This window comes from Halobacteriovorax sp. RT-2-6 (assembly GCF_047085025.1).
Lineage (GTDB): Bacteria > Bdellovibrionota > Bacteriovoracia > Bacteriovoracales > Bacteriovoracaceae > Halobacteriovorax_A.
In genome coordinates this window covers 66984-82342 of the sequence record NZ_JBKIYH010000001.1, presented here as the reverse complement: position 1 = coordinate 82342, position 15359 = coordinate 66984, and the positions used below count along the sequence as shown (strand labels likewise).

General features: G+C 37.0%; 15 protein-coding genes. 12 read left to right on the top strand and 3 right to left on the bottom strand.

Annotated elements, in window-relative coordinates; genetic code table 11:
* Positions 1 to 61: 61 nt before the first annotated feature.
* Positions 62 to 1357: a hypothetical protein gene (locus ACMAYS_RS00360; protein WP_412462519.1), complete on the bottom strand. Its 1296-nt coding sequence runs from the start codon at positions 1355 to 1357 to the stop codon at positions 62 to 64.
* A 143-nt stretch (positions 1358 to 1500) separates the two neighbouring features.
* Here ACMAYS_RS00360 and ACMAYS_RS00355 point away from each other — a divergent pair, with 143 nt between their 5' ends.
* The 3 genes from ACMAYS_RS00355 (at position 1501) to ACMAYS_RS00345 (ending at position 5805) form a co-directional block, all read left to right on the top strand.
* Positions 1501 to 3684 (top strand): hypothetical protein, encoded by a 2184-nt coding sequence (locus ACMAYS_RS00355; protein ID WP_412462518.1) that lies wholly within the window; start codon positions 1501 to 1503, stop codon positions 3682 to 3684.
* Positions 3685 to 3731: 47 nt separating this feature from the next.
* Positions 3732 to 4877, top strand: coding sequence for a tRNA guanosine(34) transglycosylase Tgt (tgt, locus tag ACMAYS_RS00350; protein ID WP_103217014.1), 1146 nt, complete (start codon positions 3732 to 3734; stop codon positions 4875 to 4877).
* A 97-nt stretch (positions 4878 to 4974) separates the two neighbouring features.
* On the top strand, positions 4975 to 5805 hold the full coding sequence (locus tag ACMAYS_RS00345) for a S1 family peptidase (RefSeq protein WP_412462517.1): 831 nt from the start codon (positions 4975 to 4977) through the stop codon (positions 5803 to 5805).
* A 35-nt stretch (positions 5806 to 5840) separates the two neighbouring features.
* Here ACMAYS_RS00345 and ACMAYS_RS00340 read toward each other — a convergent pair whose 3' ends face one another.
* Positions 5841 to 6971, bottom strand: coding sequence for an aminotransferase class V-fold PLP-dependent enzyme (locus ACMAYS_RS00340; RefSeq protein WP_103217012.1), 1131 nt, complete (start codon positions 6969 to 6971; stop codon positions 5841 to 5843).
* Positions 6972 to 7192: 221 nt separating this feature from the next.
* On the opposite strand from ACMAYS_RS00340, the gene ACMAYS_RS00335 reads away from it, so the two are divergent.
* Genes ACMAYS_RS00335 through ACMAYS_RS00325 form a run of 3 tightly spaced genes read left to right on the top strand, consistent with a single transcriptional unit; the run spans position 7193 to position 8700 of the window.
* Positions 7193 to 7687 (top strand): hypothetical protein, encoded by a 495-nt coding sequence (locus ACMAYS_RS00335; RefSeq protein WP_412462516.1) that lies wholly within the window; start codon positions 7193 to 7195, stop codon positions 7685 to 7687.
* Positions 7687 to 8526 (top strand): matrixin family metalloprotease, encoded by an 840-nt coding sequence (locus ACMAYS_RS00330; RefSeq protein ID WP_392992198.1) that lies wholly within the window; start codon positions 7687 to 7689, stop codon positions 8524 to 8526. The genes ACMAYS_RS00335 and ACMAYS_RS00330 overlap by 1 nt, the downstream gene beginning before the upstream one ends.
* A gap of 51 nt (positions 8527 to 8577) precedes the next feature.
* Positions 8578 to 8700 carry a hypothetical protein gene (locus tag ACMAYS_RS00325; RefSeq protein WP_255407609.1) on the top strand — a complete coding sequence of 41 codons (123 nt, stop codon included), beginning with the start codon at positions 8578 to 8580 and terminating at the stop codon, positions 8698 to 8700.
* On the opposite strand, the gene murD is transcribed toward ACMAYS_RS00325, so the two are convergent.
* Positions 8693 to 10003: a UDP-N-acetylmuramoyl-L-alanine--D-glutamate ligase gene (gene murD, locus ACMAYS_RS00320; protein WP_412462515.1), complete on the bottom strand. Its 1311-nt coding sequence runs from the start codon at positions 10001 to 10003 to the stop codon at positions 8693 to 8695. The two genes, ACMAYS_RS00325 and murD, sit on opposite strands and share 8 nt — an antisense overlap.
* Before the next feature lie 48 nt (positions 10004 to 10051).
* Between murD and ACMAYS_RS00315 the strand changes: the two genes are divergently transcribed.
* The 6 genes from ACMAYS_RS00315 to ACMAYS_RS00290 all read left to right on the top strand — a co-directional run bounded on the left by ACMAYS_RS00315 (position 10052) and on the right by ACMAYS_RS00290 (position 15355).
* Positions 10052 to 11320, top strand: coding sequence for a methyltransferase (locus ACMAYS_RS00315; protein WP_392992202.1), 1269 nt, complete (start codon positions 10052 to 10054; stop codon positions 11318 to 11320).
* A complete protein-coding gene (locus ACMAYS_RS00310) occupies positions 11301 to 12080 on the top strand; it encodes an SDR family NAD(P)-dependent oxidoreductase (RefSeq protein WP_103217007.1) in 780 nt (259 codons plus the stop codon). The genes ACMAYS_RS00315 and ACMAYS_RS00310 overlap by 20 nt, the downstream gene beginning before the upstream one ends.
* Positions 12081 to 12169: 89 nt before the next feature.
* The gene (locus ACMAYS_RS00305; RefSeq protein ID WP_103217006.1) at positions 12170 to 13159 is read left to right on the top strand and encodes a ParB/RepB/Spo0J family partition protein; all 990 of its coding nucleotides are present in this window, start codon (positions 12170 to 12172) and stop codon (positions 13157 to 13159) included.
* 94 nt (positions 13160 to 13253) lie between these two features.
* The gene (locus tag ACMAYS_RS00300) at positions 13254 to 13694 is read left to right on the top strand and encodes a disulfide oxidoreductase (RefSeq protein ID WP_103217559.1); all 441 of its coding nucleotides are present in this window, start codon (positions 13254 to 13256) and stop codon (positions 13692 to 13694) included.
* Positions 13678 to 14322, top strand: coding sequence for a DsbA family protein (locus ACMAYS_RS00295; RefSeq protein ID WP_233189690.1), 645 nt, complete (start codon positions 13678 to 13680; stop codon positions 14320 to 14322). Before ACMAYS_RS00300 ends, ACMAYS_RS00295 begins: the two co-directional genes overlap by 17 nt.
* A gap of 1 nt (position 14323) precedes the next feature.
* Positions 14324 to 15355, top strand: a complete 1032-nt coding sequence (locus ACMAYS_RS00290) for a peptidogalycan biosysnthesis protein (protein WP_412462514.1) — start codon at positions 14324 to 14326, stop codon at positions 15353 to 15355.
* Positions 15356 to 15359: the final 4 nt, after the last annotated feature.

Here is a 15359-nt window from a genome sequence, read left to right as displayed (position 1 = left end):
GTGGACAAAATAAAAAAGGGGATCAATTTGATCCCCGATATTTAACACAATGTTTCTTAAATTAGAAGTGAAGTCTGAAGTTTACAGAGTGAATTGTCGAGATTTTCACACCTTTTACTTCAGAAGTGATTGGTTGCTTAAGAGAATACATGAAATCCATGAATCCAAGCTTAACTCTTGGAGTTAGAGTTAGGTGTTCAGAGTCAACCATCCCTCTTACTGTAACAGCTAGTCTCTCCTTCCAAACATGGAACATTAGATCAGTACCAGCATAAACTCCATCAGCAAAATCATAACCATCTCTCATGTGGAAACCTACGAATGGACGAAGTCTCATATTTGAAAGATTAAAGCTATAATCTGTGTGCATACGGTAGCCAATTTCTGGCTCATACAATGGAAGATAACCTTCATCATTTTCAATCACTGTTGCAAGAGCAATATCTTGGATCTTAAACATCGTTCTGAAATTTGATAGCCAGTGGAAACCATAAGTAATGTCGGCCATCGCATAAAGAGTCATATTTTGATCAAGGTTTTCAGTATCAATTACATCACCGTCACCAGCAATTGCATCTTGATCAAGAACACGTCTTACGTCAGCTCTATATAAACCATATAGAGAAAATGAACCGAAGTGTCTCTCATTCTTATAATCAAAGTTTAAACCAGCAGTAACGTCTGCCTTAACATATGCATCGATAATTGGAGCAGTTGAACCTGAACCAGCAAATGGAATAGCTTCACCACCAAGGGCATCTCTTAGGGCCGTTTCTTCTTCAGTACTTAAACCTAGTGTCGCTGCTAAATCTGTAACATTTTGGTAACCCGCTGTACCACCGATAATGTCATTTAAAACACCTTGTGTGATTTTATCTTGAAGAACTGTTTTAAGTTCAGCATCACCAGGAACTGCAGAGATGAAAGTATCAATCATGATATCCTCTTCACCAATTCCAATTAGTGATCCAACATTTACACCTAGCCTAACACTTGGACTAATTGTCCCTTTAAAAGCATTAAATGATGGAAGTGGAACACCTACTTCTACATTCAGTCTAAGGTTTTGTTCAGTATCAGCATAAGCTGAAAGAACATCAGCAGCTGCTTGATCTGGGTCAGCAGCATCTGAAGCATCAGATACATCACCAACAAGTTCCATTAGATCCGTATTAGCATAAACAGACATATCAATAAGAAAGTCATGTCCTGGTTCTCTTAGAAACTCTTGAGTTTGGAATTTGTCTTCCATTAGGCGAAAGCGTTCCTGTACATTGTAATCTGCATCGGCCGCAAAAGCCACTTGTCCTGCTAAGAGCGTAGCAAACGTCGCTCTTACTAAAAAAGATTTTTTCATCTATTTGTCCCCTTCCGTGGTTAAATCTTCTTAATTCTCTTTACCAATATTAACACGGAATCAATTCTAAAAATTAGTAGGAAAATTTATATAATCCCTTTAAAATAAAAAGGAATTTAATTGAAAATTAACAAAGGTTGACTATGCAAGTTGGTTTTATCCACAGCAACTCTAACGAAAATCAAGAAATCACAATCTCAAATAAAGAGTTTTTTTTTAAAGAAGAAAATAATGAACTCATTATTTCTGAAAACGGTGGTAGCATAAAAGTTCATGTCGATGACGATTGCCTAGTTTTAAAATTAATTCAAAAAATACAAGACGCTAAATTACAAGATACTCCACTGCAAGAAGGATCAACTTACTTCATGGAGATTGGAGAAAAACTTAGCTACAAAAGTAGCGAATTTAAACTCAAGTCTCTATCTCTTGAAAAACAACTTCCTGATGAATTTGATATTGCCTCAGCAAATGATGAGGATGATCTTGAATTTGATGACTTAAGTAATTTTGCCACGAATGAGCAAGAAGAAAGCGTTGAAGAAATAAAGGCCCAAACACAAGGGCATACACCTTCGTTTGAAATGACAAGTAGTGATATGCTTAATAGAGATGAGTCAGATGACGAATCAGATAGCGAATCAGATAGCGATGAAGATGATATCTCCTTTGTCATTGATACAAATGGTGATCAGCCTTCACAACCTCGAATGAAAGAAGACACTGACTCCTTAAGTATTACTCAAGTTCTAAACGTTGCCCGTCTTCAAAGTGCAGAGGCAGAGCAAAGTAAGAAGTCGGTAAAATCTAATGAACACGTAAGCCGACCACTTACGAGTCAAAAAAAGAAGAAAGCGAAGAAGAAAAAAAAGAGTACTAAATCAACGAATAAAGACTCTGATCTAAAACTTGGTGTTGCCCGTGACTACGAAGGTGCGAAGATCAGAAAAGCACAACAAAAAAAGAAAAAAATTAAACAGTCTGAAGGAAAACTAGTAGGCCCTTTTACTCGCTTCGTTAGTGCATTAACACTCGTCTTTGCAACAACGATAGTTTCAACTCAGATTGATGTTGAGGCAATAGAGAGCCTAAGTGACAAACTCGCAACTCTACTAAATTCAGAAATTGCAAAGTTTGTCGAATTCAGTGTAAGCCCAGATATAGCAAAAATTGTAATTGTACTTTTTGGTATTCTATTTATTTCAAATTTAATTCTAAGTGTTTCACCAACCCTTTTTATTAGTGGTGCAACAACAACGGGATCATTTCTTACAAAAAGAGCAAAAGCTGTTCTTAGAACTCCACTAGATCTTATTGCTCACCTTATCCCATTATTTGAGCTCCCTGTTATCTTTGATTCACCATCTCTTAAAGAATTTATCACTCAAGGGCGAATTACTTATCGTATAAAGGGATTTAAGTTCATCTCACTTATCAACTTAGCAATCTTTACAATGCTAGTAATTGGTTATCCTATTATTCAGGAAAGCTTTTCGGACACGCCTGTTCCTAAACAAATCAATGTGCCAAAAGAGCTAGGTAAACGACCGCTGAAAATTAAAGAGGTTTTAGTTTCAAAAAAATTCTCTCAGGAAAATATTATCTTAAGAATTGCAGGGCAAAGACCAAGCTACTTTATCATCAATAAAGAAACAGCAAATACATATGTTTTAAAATTAACAGATGAAATGTCGTTTAGAAATTTTCAAAAAAGCTTTAGCTCAATTCCATTCTTCAAGTATCGCTATCCTTATTTAAGCTCTTTCTATAAAGATGAAAAATCGAGCTATTTAACGCGAGAAGATTTTGGAAAATTATTTTGGGCCGGAGAGATCATCAAAGGACGATCGACAAAAGATTTAGTTCATGTTGACCTACTTGCCATTGGCCAATCAAAGAAGGCCTTTGCAGAGTTTAAAATGAACTATAAGCAATATCGTAACTTAAATAAATTCACGTCTTTCTATAGAAGCAATCTTGATGAAGTCTATCTCTATATTTCAGATGACTCAGTTATGCAATTCTCAAAGGTTGGCGGCAATATGAAATCAAGTGAACTTGAAGGCCTAACATTCTTAGCAAAGCCAAAAGTTAAGATTGAATATATTGATAGTGTTGAAAAGGCATTTCTCGGTACAAATAAATCAATTTTAATGAGTCAACTTGACGAGATCAATCAGCTCGTTTCAATTAAGGATAACGGAGAGAACCGTGCTTCATTTACAAAATTTGCCCGAGATCTGGCCAAATTTTTACAAGGTAGCACAAATACTGTTGGACAAGAAGCAGCAAAAGAAATATTAAAGCTAAGTACTTTAAATAATTAAAGTTAGTAGAAATATTTCAACAGTCGAGTTACGACAAAGGGTGATCTATGCGCATTCAAGATCAAGTCAAAGAACACTTCAAATTCAAAGTTGTCCACGAAGATAAGAATTCAGGAGCAAGAGCAGGTGTTATCACTACTCCTCATGGTGAAATTCCAACTCCAGTATTTATGCCAGTTGGTACGCACGGTGCAATTAAAGCACTACCACCAAACTTCCTAAAGGATCTGGACACTAAAATTATTCTTTCAAATACGTACCACCTTCACTTATCACCAGGTTCAAAACTGGTTGAAAAAGCAGGTGGACTACATAAGTTTATGAATTGGGATCGTCCAATTCTTACAGACTCAGGTGGATTCCAGGTTTTCTCACTTCAAAGAAAGGCCATTAAAGAAGAAGGAGCTGAGTTTAAGGACCATAAAGGTAAATCAATTATGCTCTCTCCAGAGACATCAATTCAAATCCAACAAGAGCTTGGATCAGATATCATGATGGCCTTTGATGAGTGTATTCCATACCCAGCGACTCGCGAGTATACAAAGAATTCAATCGATCGTACTCACCGCTGGCTAGATCGTTGTATTGATGCTTGGACAAATCCAAAGCAGGCCCTTTTTGGTATTATCCAAGGTTCTACTTACGATGATTATAGAGATGAGTGTCTTGATGAACTTGTTAAGCGCGATCTTCCAGGTTATGCCATTGGTGGTGTATCCGTAGGAGAAGGGCCTGAGCTTATGGAAAAAATCGTTAAGTACACAGGGCCTAAGATGCCAAAAGATAAACCACGCTACGTTATGGGCGTTGGTAATCCAGAAGACCTATGTATGATCTGGGAATATGGAATTGATATGAGTGACTGTATCATTCCAACAAAATTTGCACGTGGTGGAACGCTATTTACGAAACGTGGAAAGATTAGAATTCGTCACAAGAACTATCGTCGTGACTTCTTCCCTATTGAGCCAAATTGTAAGTGTTACTGTTGCCAGAACTTCACTCGTGCCTATGTTAAGCACCTTTTTGATTCAAATGAGATCCTAGGACAAGTTCTAGCGACAATGCACAATATTGAATTCTATAAGAATATGGCAGAAGAAGCTCGTGAAGCAATTTTAGATAATCGCTACAACGAGTGGAAAACTGAATTTTTAAAAAATTACAATAAAGATGATGGTGCTAAAAACTAAAAAATAAAACCATATAGAGGGACATTTCGGTGTCCCTTTTTCTTATAAACTTTTCACATTTCTAGACCCAAAAAATAATCTAAGCTAAAACCCTACTATGGGGAAGATCAAGATAATTCTTATACTTACATTGATATTGTTTTCTAATCTAACAATGGCCAAACGCTACGTTGGTGGAGATGAATGGAGTAGGCCAAGGGTTACAAAGAAGCTCTTTCAAACACTTGATACAAACACAAAGAGCTTAGTTCTTCGTACCGCCAAGGTCGTTAACAAAATAAAGAGAAAAATTGGAACTGCTTTTCTTTACCAAGAAGAACTTGAGCATTATATCTTTCTCACTAATTATCATGTAATAAGTGGCGAGAAAGAATGTAGCGAATCCTCCCTTTTACTCATTAATGAAGGCCACAATAAGATAGTAGCAAAGTGTGATGGTGTTATAAGCATAGGCTCAATTAAATCAGGTAGCGATTATCTTTACTTTCGAATTAAGAAAAGTGAGAAGCTAAACTTTCTCTCAAAACTTCCATCGCTTAATACTAAATTTTCAAATCCTGTAGCTGGAGATCCTCTCGTAACTGTTGGTTTTGGTGGTGGCAAGGCCGATCTGAGAAGGTATGATGCTAAGATAGCACAAGATACTGACTGCATTTATCTTACAGGGAATATGGATATTAGATTCAACAAGGATAAGGTAAGAGATGTTTTCTTTACTGCCTGTGATGCTCAATCCGGAGATTCCGGAAGTGCTATTATGAATCGAGATACAGGAGAGATCATCGGACTCTTCTTTGGTGTAGCTGATCAAAATAGAAAGAATCCTCTATCAACCCAAGAGATTTGGGATAACCTAGGAAGCGATTACTTAGAGTTTTACACTAACTCTTCCATGTCAATTGATCTAAGAGCGATTTCTTTGAAATAAAAAAGGAGCACTTAGTACTCCCTTTTCTTTATTAATTAATTATTTGCTTGATTAACAGCGCTTGAAATAATTTTGGTTAGCTTTTGTAGATCTTCAAATTTCACATTATGGAAAAGAGAAATTCTAAATTGATTCTTTCCTAACTTTCTGTACGAATCAATTCCGTTAACTGCATTTTGTTGCTCAAGTACTTTAATGAGTGCTGCAGCTTCATACTTATCATCGATATTAATCGTCGCAACAGAAGTTGAACGATACTTCTCATCAGAAACGTATGCCTCAAGAAAGCTTTCTTCCTTTGCCCAGCCGTAAATCATATCAGCTTTCTTGCGTGCAAGTTCTACTGCATTCTTTTCTCCGCCTTGAGAATTCATAAGCTTTACCTGCTCATTTAAGTAGAAAAGAGTTGAGATACTTGGTGTATTATAAGTTTGATTCTTAAGAGAGTTATCAATAGCAACAGTCCAATCCATAATACCAGGAATATAGCGATCAGTCTTTGCAATCTCTGCAGCACGCTTTAGTGCTTTCGGTGACATAATAGCGACAAAGAGACCACCTTCAGATGCGAAAACTTTTTGCGGTGAAAAGAAATAGCAGTCTACTTTAGTTAGATCAAGAGGAATTTGCCCTGCACCACTTGTTGCATCCACAGCGACAAGTGTCTCATCATTAACACTTGGGATTGTCGTCGTTTGAACACCTGTAGAAGTTTCATTAAGAGTAAAACAAATCATGTCAGCATCAGCATGAGCATCTGAGCCTTGTGGCTCACAACCTTGGCCATACTCACTTGCAATTTCCTGTGCTTCAATCCATGGAATTGCATGATGTGACTTAAACCATTTATTTGAGAATTCACCACATGTGTAGTGAACACTTTTTTTATTAACGAGACCAAGACCGATCATATCGAAAAGAAAAGTTGCTCCACCGTTTCCTAAAACGACTTCATAACCTTCAGGTAAGTTGTAGAAATTTTTTAATCCCTCTTGTACTTCTTTTACAAGATTTTTCACTGCCGGTTTTCTGTGAGAAGTCCCAAGTAGCGTTGCTTTTGTATCAGCAAGTCTTTGAACGAATTCAGTTGGAACAAGTGATGGCCCAACACCAAAGCGTGGATCACTAGGAATTAATTCATTAGGTATCTTATAATTTTCGAACATATTTAAAATCCTTTTTAAGTTTCTTTAAATCTCTTGGCATTTTAAATAAAATGCCAGTATTTGGAAACAAATAAGAAGTTGTCAAAGCTTGAAAACTTCTTAACAATTATTACATGAAAGCAGCCCATTCTTTACTTCTGTGCATTATATGCATACTTCCATTTTCTATAAAGGCACAGGAACTTAATATTCCTGGCGAGTTCTCACTTGGAGTTGGGAATTTGACGAAATACGTCGGTAAAATTCAAACCGATATTGATGGCGGGAGAAATTACTTCACTTTCAATCCATTTATCAGGGCCAATTATCGCACAGATATTGCTTGGGAAAAAAAGCTAAATATTGAAACAGGTTTAACTCTTCCAAAATCGAGTGAAGATAGTGCAGTAACTGTTACAAACCTCTGGATTCATGCACTTATCGAACACACCTTCAATCAAAGCTTTAGAGTACAAGCAGGAGTTGGTATTTTCTTTACCTACACAGCAATGGATGGAAAAATGCAAACTCTTGGCAATGGAACATCAACACAACAATTCTACACACCGGATGATTACCAAACAGCAGTTAATAATATTGTCATTCTTGGTGCAGATTACCTCTTCAATAAGACTTACTTTGTAAATGGACAATTAAGCGTCTTCAACCTTGAAGATGGTGATGAGCGCGCATTTAGTTATGCATTATCTCTTAACTATACTTTTGGAAATAATTAATGAAATTTATAATAAGCTTACTTCTTTCAACATACACCTTAGCATTTACGATCAACGCAAATATTCCTATTCGCTTTGCAAGTCCAGAAATTCGTGTCGATATAGCGGATAATGCTTGCGCAAATATTACAGACTCTGCTGATGAAATCATGGATATGGTAGAGATTGCAGTTAGTGATTATTGGAATAAGATTGCGACAAGTAGTTTACACCTAAAAGGTGGCGATATCTTAACGGTTAACAATGATTATACAACTGAACAAATCTGTGCTGCAGGAGAAGCTGGTTGTGTCAGCCAAGTACCAAGTACTAACACACAGATTCTGATCGTTTGTAATAGTAATAATACAGTTTTTACTTCCACAGGAATTTTAGCTGTAACACTACCAAATAATCTAAACGGAACAGTTATCCAAGGCTCTGTCATTGGCCTAAATGACATTGCAGGAACTCGCTACAACGACCAGACAAGGGCCCAGAAGATTGCTCTTTTTGCCCATGAAATCGGACATGCCTTTGGCCTTGGCCACTCTTCAAAAGAAAGCTCACTTATGTACTTTAGAAACCTCACAGGTAGAGAAACGATTGGGCAAGACGATTGGGATGGTGCCACTTACCTTTATCCTAAGGAACAAATACCAATGTGTGGCTCAATTGCACCGATAAAAGATAGTGCCAAGTATGATGGCCATATTTATGAGGATATTGAGAAAAAGATAAGTACGGAATTTTCTGAACACCCGCCAGCAAAGGATTCCGCCGCCTTGATCGCAGGGCTGTGCATGCTATTATTGGTCTTAGTTTCAACAAAGAGATTTGCGCAAGCAAAAATTTATTAACAAAAGATAATATTTACTAAAGTATTATCACTAAGTACCGATAATCACATTATGGAATCAAAGTCAGGTAAATTTATTATTGGAATTCTCATTATTTTCTTATTTAAGATTGCTGTTGCAGATAATATGAGGGATTCCAAGTCGCAAAAAGTAACAATTTCAGTTCTTAAGTAAGTGCTAATTTCGTAAAGTGCTCTCCTCTTTTGACGTAATTTGCATACTGATCAAAAGAAGGAAACGCTGGAGAAAATAGAACGACACTTGTGCTAAAGCCTGCTTTAAAAATCTCATCCAAATTTTCAAAATACTCAGATTCAATTTCAAAATTTGATTCACTTAGAACCTTTCCAGATTCACCAAAGAAGAGAATCTTCTTAATCTGACTCTTAAAAGGAAGAAGCTTCTCAAGCTGGTTATCACCATGACCACGAAGCTGACCGCCAATGATCAGCTCAACTTCCCCTAACTCCTTCACACCGTTTAAGGCCGTAAGAGTTGCCTCCCAATTTGTGGACTTGGCATCATTAAAGAAATAGCGTCCTTCTTGCGTGTGTCTTATCATCTGCAAGCGGTATTCCACACCACCAAAGACTTCACAGGCATTTTGAAATGCCTTGATATTGCCAGTAAAGGCATCCCACATAAGATAGACAAAGTATGTATTGACGAGATTGTGTTCACCGTAGATTTTAAGTGAACCAATATCAATAACCTCAGAAAGCTCTTCTTTAACCTTAGCAATAGAGAGATCAAGTTGACGCTCGTTGCGAATTGGGTATTCATTTTTAACTTCTAAATTATTCGGTAAGAATCCAATTCCTTCATTGGCCATATTCTTAAAGATTTCGAATTTATCAAGTGCATATGATCTTAGATCATCATAGCGTTCACCGTGGCTGAAAGTCAGGTTTAAGATTCCCGCAACATCACACTGAAATTCTTCAATGAGATTTAGTTGAAAACTTGAAAGCTCTAGAATAATACCTTGGGCAGGTTCACGCTCTCCACTCATGCGCTCATAGATATAGTCACAAAATGGTGTTCCAATATTACCACCAACAAAGTAGTCACCAGTTGGATCCTGCTTGCCACATTCTTCAAGGAAAGAGACAACTGTTGTCTTACCATTTGTTCCTGTCACTCCAAGAATTGGTGCATCAGCAAATTTATAAGCAAGTTCAATTTCACACCATATTGGGCATGATGCTTTTGAAAATAATGGCAACTCCTTAGACATCCCCGGTGAGAGAATAATCAGATCCATCTCCCCTAGCATATCGGCAGCTTCATCTTGAGGAAGTCTCGCCTTAATACACGTCGAATCTTCAAAGGCAGGCCACTTATCAATAGGTCCTTGATTAACTAAATAAATATCCTTACCTAGGAAGGCCAGCAAGCGAAGTGCTGAAACTCCAGAAACCCCAAGGCCTACAACAGCTATCTTATTATACTTATTTAACGATTCATTGATGATCATATGACTATTACCTTCCAAAATATGGATAAAAGTGCTACATTGCTGTGCATGAATTATCAGCAGCTTTTTTTAAATCTTGCCACTATTTTAAGGCCATACACTAAGCTATGGCAAAGAGAAGTTCTCCAAGCATGGCGCGCTGGAGAAATCGACGAGCTGTATCCTGAAGAATTCCTCACACCTCTAAAAAAGCTTACTCACGAAGAACTCTATGAGATGGACTGTCTTCGCGATTACTCGAAATTAGAAGATGGCCCCTTAAAAACTTTACTATGCTCTCTTAGAGAAAATGAAGTTTATGAAACGGTGGATGAAGAACTCATTCGCGGCGTGGATGAGCTTCCGAGTTGGGCATTTAATAAAGTTAAGGGAAAGAAGCAAGACGAAATTTTAATCATTGCAAATTTTCTTAAGAAACTTAGAAATAAGGAAGGCGATTTTAAGCATACTGTTGATATTGGCGGTGGTGTTGGTCATCTTTCGCGCACCCTTGCCCACTACTTTGGCATGGAAATGATCAGTCTTGATATTAATAGTGAATTTCAAGAAATTGGAAAAAATCGTTTAAAAAAGTACCCAAGGCCAGACCTGGCAAAGGACGTAAACTTCATCAATCATGATTTTAGTATTGATCTTGATGGAGATGAGAATGCGCGTATTTTTTGTAATGACTCTTTCTCCCTAGGACTTCACACTTGTGGCTCTCTTGCGGTTAAGCATATGCAGGTGGCAAGTAGAAATCAAACTCGTGGACTTCTAAATTTTGGTTGTTGCTATAATAAACTTGAACCAAGTAAGCATATTAATATTTCAAATTATGCAAAAGAAATTGGGCCACTAGAGCTTGAGAGTAATAGCTTAACTTTGGCAACTCGCGGCCATCAAAGCATGAGCCTCGAAGAATTCGAGCAAAAGAAAAAAGTTAAGAACTATCGCTATTGCCTTCAAATCTACATTGATAGTGTACTAGGAAGTGATATTGATGTGATCTCAATTGGTGATGCTCATAAAAGACTCTATGCTAAATCCTTTAGTGAATACGCTATTTCAAAGCTAACAGAAAACAATATTCCAATTAATTTAACAGCACAGCAACTTGATGAACTCTATGCAAAAAATCAAGAGTTATTAGAAAAGCTCTTCTTTGCCAATATTGTTCGCTGGCAGTTTGGCCGTGCTCTTGAGCTTTACCTTCTCTATGATCGTGCTATCATGTTACAAGAGCGAGGCAAAGAAGCAAAACTAATGGCATTCTTCAATGAAGTAGAGTCCCCTCGAAATATTGGAATTTGGTATCATGAACGTAAGCAATCATAGAGATAAAAAGACAGTACTTATCACGGGCGCAACAACAGGTATGGGTAAGGCCTTTGCTGACTATTTTGCCTCTCTTGGATACGACCTCTATCTTCATGGCCGAAACCTTACTCTTCTCGATCAAAATGCTAAAGAGTACCGAGAGAAATACCAAGTAAATTGTGAGATCATTATTAAGGATCTGTGCGAAAGTGAAGCTTGTGAATACGTAATCTCTAAGATCAAAGAACCTTTGTCATACCTTGTTAATAATGCAGGCTTTGGAGTAGCTGGAAAATATCCTGAAACAGATATTGAAAAACAAGTAAGCATGCAAAGAGTACATGTCGAAGTACCAATGCGCTTAAGCCATCACTTTTTACAGCAAAAAGAAGAACTTAAAATAATCAATATCGCTTCACTCTATGCCTTCTTCCCTGTTCCAAGACAAAGTGTCTATGCGGCCTCAAAGAGCATGATTCATTCATTTAGCTTGGCCCTAGGAAGAGATCTTAGCGGGACAAACAAACAAGTTATTTCAGTTTGCCCTGGACTTGTTTACACTCAATTTCGAATTAACCAAGGCAAGGCCGAAAAGCAGCACTTCAGTGGTATTTCATCAGAGCAAGTGGTGAATGAGACGATAGGCGCACTTAGCAAAAACAAATTTTATATTGTCCCAGGTTTTCTAAACAAAATCTTCAAAACCCTATTAACCACTATACCTCACACACTTACACTGAGAATAATTGAGCGCGTCAACACAGGGCGTGGTTACTAAAAATACCTTACACCTCTAGTCAGATATACATTTCCCTATTAAACTAGGGCCCACACAACACACAAATTTTTGAAAATTAAGAGGACTCCATGCAAACAACAACTGTTAATATCAATGATATTAAACTTAATAGTGAATACCTAAGAACAAATACTGATGTTGATACATTAAAAATCAGTATCGAAAATATTGGTCTAATTAATCCTCTAACAATTAATAAAGATAATGAATTACTAGCAGGTGCTAGAAGATATCAAGCACTCAAAGAACTCGGTATTGAAGAGATTCCTGTTCACGTAGTTGATAGACAAAGCCTTGAGCAAGAACTTATTTCAATTGATGAAAACTTAGTGAGAAGACCACTTGATAAACTTGAATTTGAAAAGTGCCTTAATCGTGGGCGCGAAATCTTTGAAGAGCTTAATCCGACAGCGACTAAGATTGAAGTTGATGTAATCGCAACAACAACAGAAGAGAAGAAGCTGGAAAAAGCTAAAGAAGAGCAAGATCAAGATTCATTTGCTGCCATTACTGCACAAAAGACTGGTCTTTCAAAGAGTGTTATTAAAGGAGCAATCAAAAGAGATGCTCTTGCTTCAGAACATGTTAAGAAAGCACGCCAGCTTGGTCACATCAATGCAAGTGTAACAAATGAAATCATCAAATTAGACAAGGAAGTGCAAGATAGCGTTCTTCCAATGATTGCAGATAAGACAGTAAAAGAAGTAAAGCAAATCGTTGCAGCTGCTAAACGAGGTGGAGTTCAAGAAGCAGAACAGGAAATGGAGACAATGGAGCCATTACCAGCTGAATACGCACACCTAAGAAACCTATCAAAGAGAATGAATAAGAACCTTACTCGAATTCTTTTAGAAGAATTAACTTATGAAGGTAAAGAAGCAGACTCAATTATGAAAGAGCTTAGAAAGATGCAAGAAAATCTTGAGCGCTTTTTTAACATGGGAACGACATCAAATCATACATCTTCTGTAGAAGTACAAGATGAAGATATCGTGGCGGAGCCTACAGTTGTGCTTGAAGAAGGACAACAAGAGTTCAATCCTGAATATTCTCTTTAATAAAAACCACTTTACAAAAAATTGACAATATAACGCTTTAAGCAGATGACGAATTACTTGGTCATCTGTTTAAAGTTTCGTTATGATTATTGTCATGAAATTAATCAAAGAAAACACTCTCTTCATTATGTGGATTGTTGCAGTACTTGCAACAGCTGGCTCGCTATTTTTTAGTGTGATCATGGAATTTGTTCCATGTGCACTTTGTTGGTGGCAAAGAATTGCAATGTATCCTCTTGCGGCCATATTATTAATTGGCTTCTATCAAGATGATAAGCGCAGCATACTTTATAGTGCACCATTCATTTTTGCAGGCTGGCTCATTTCGATTTATCACAATCTTGTCCAGCTTAAAGTCATTCCTGAAAGCGCTAGCCCATGTGTTAGTGGTGTGCCGTGTTCAGAAAAATGGATTAATTGGTTTGGTTTCATCTCAATCCCAATGCTGGCATTCTTTGCTTTTACAATTTTATTATCACTATTCTTATTAGAAATTTATAACAACAAGGAATTTTTAAATGCAAAAAAGTCATAAGATCATAGCTGCGATTATTACAGTTATTGCAGTATTTGCTATTAGTGCAACATTTTACAAGAAACAGCAGGCGGCCAAACTAGGCTTTATGGCCAATGAAAACCACAAGCTATTTGTACGTGATTACTCTCCATCAATGGGACCAGATAATGCAAAAGTTGTTCTCGTAGAATTTCTAGATCCGGAATGTGAATCATGTCGTGCGTTTTCTCCATATGTAAAAGAAATCATGAATAAATATGAAGGAAAGGTAAAACTAGTCGTTCGCTACGCTGCATTTCATAAGAACTCTGCATATGCAATCTCAATTTTAGAAGCCGCAAGAAAACAAGGAAAGTATTGGGAAACACTTGATCTATTATTTAAAAGTCAGCCAGCATGGGGAAATCATCATAACCCGAGACCAGATCTTATTTGGAACTACCTTACAACTCTTGATTTAGATATCGACAAAATTAAGAGTGATATGCATGATCCAAAGTTTATGGAATGGATTAGACAAGATGCTGAAGACGGTAAGGCCCTTGGAGTTCGTGGTACACCAACATTTTTTATCAACGGCAAGCCACTAGAGCGCTTTAGCTACCAACAACTTGAATTACAGATCCGAGAAGAATTAAATAAATAACATGCATACATTTGCCAACTCCCACTTTCTAAAATTAATTGAAGATAGTGGGAGTGCATGCCCTCAAAGAGGCTGGGAGCCTGTCCACATTGAGGGAGAAAATAATCAACTCATCTCCTATATAAAATCTCACAGCTATGGTGAATATATCTTTGATTGGGCCTGGGCAGATCTTTATCACCGTATGGGAATTGAATACTACCCAAAACTAATTCATGCCATCCCTTTTACACCAGTAAATAATAGTAAATTCACTCAAGAATTTGATAGTAAACTTCTAACGAAGTCTTTTGATATGTATCAAGGACTCGAGCTATCAAGTGAGCACTACTACTTTACAGATGAGAGCTATCTTGAACTTAAGGAGCTTGGTTTTTTTAAGCAAATCACAACACAGTATCATTTTATTAACGAATTCGAATCGTTTGACGACTATCTTTCTAAACTTAAAAAGAATAAAAGAAAGAGTATTAAAAAAGAGCGCAAGGCCTGTCACTCTTACGATATTGAGATAAAAAAAGTTTTCGCTAAAGAGCTTTCATCAGATGAGCTTAAGCAAATTTATGGTTTATATCTAACAACAATTGATAAGAAATCGGCTTACGCCTATCTTACACTTGCATTCTTCTTAGGTTTAAACACACTAGATAATTGTTTTTTTCACCTCGCCTATAAAGAAGACTCAATTATTGCAATGGCGCTCTTTTTTGAATCTGAAACAAAACTCTACGGACGCTACTGGGGAATTCACCCACTACACCAACACAATTTCGAATTTCTCCACTTTGAAATGTGTTACTACAAAGCAATTGAGTATACGATTGAAAATAACCTAGCGATCTTTGAAGCTGGTGCTCAAGGAGAACAAAAGCTCTATCGTGGCTTTAGGCCAGTAGAGATTGAGTCATGGCACCATTTAAAAAATGTACAATTACATGAAGCGATTGCCAATCATGTACATAATCAAAACTTGAGTGTGAAAAAATATCATGAGGATTTAAAGGGACTACTTCCTTTCAAAAGTAGTCCCTAAGTTT

Bases quoted from the DNA above. Each gene is read 5' to 3' on its own strand.
- ACMAYS_RS00360 (WP_412462519.1), bottom strand. From the start codon at position 1,357: ATGAAAAAATCTTTTTTAGTAAGAGCGACGTTTGCTACGCTCTTAGCA.
- ACMAYS_RS00355 (WP_412462518.1), top strand. From the start codon at position 1,501: ATGCAAGTTGGTTTTATCCACAGCAACTCTAACGAAAATCAAGAAATC.
- tgt (WP_103217014.1), top strand. From the start codon at position 3,732: ATGCGCATTCAAGATCAAGTCAAAGAACACTTCAAATTCAAAGTTGTC.
- ACMAYS_RS00345 (WP_412462517.1), top strand. From the start codon at position 4,975: ATGGGGAAGATCAAGATAATTCTTATACTTACATTGATATTGTTTTCT.
- ACMAYS_RS00340 (WP_103217012.1), bottom strand. From the start codon at position 6,971: ATGTTCGAAAATTATAAGATACCTAATGAATTAATTCCTAGTGATCCA.
- ACMAYS_RS00330 (WP_392992198.1), top strand. From the start codon at position 7,687: ATGAAATTTATAATAAGCTTACTTCTTTCAACATACACCTTAGCATTT.
- ACMAYS_RS00325 (WP_255407609.1), top strand. From the start codon at position 8,578: ATGGAATCAAAGTCAGGTAAATTTATTATTGGAATTCTCATTATTTTC.
- murD (WP_412462515.1), bottom strand. From the start codon at position 10,003: ATGATCATCAATGAATCGTTAAATAAGTATAATAAGATAGCTGTTGTA.
- ACMAYS_RS00315 (WP_392992202.1), top strand. From the start codon at position 10,052: ATGAATTATCAGCAGCTTTTTTTAAATCTTGCCACTATTTTAAGGCCA.
- ACMAYS_RS00310 (WP_103217007.1), top strand. From the start codon at position 11,301: ATGAACGTAAGCAATCATAGAGATAAAAAGACAGTACTTATCACGGGC.
- ACMAYS_RS00305 (WP_103217006.1), top strand. From the start codon at position 12,170: ATGCAAACAACAACTGTTAATATCAATGATATTAAACTTAATAGTGAA.
- ACMAYS_RS00300 (WP_103217559.1), top strand. From the start codon at position 13,254: ATGAAATTAATCAAAGAAAACACTCTCTTCATTATGTGGATTGTTGCA.
- ACMAYS_RS00295 (WP_233189690.1), top strand. From the start codon at position 13,678: ATGCAAAAAAGTCATAAGATCATAGCTGCGATTATTACAGTTATTGCA.
- ACMAYS_RS00290 (WP_412462514.1), top strand. From the start codon at position 14,324: ATGCATACATTTGCCAACTCCCACTTTCTAAAATTAATTGAAGATAGT.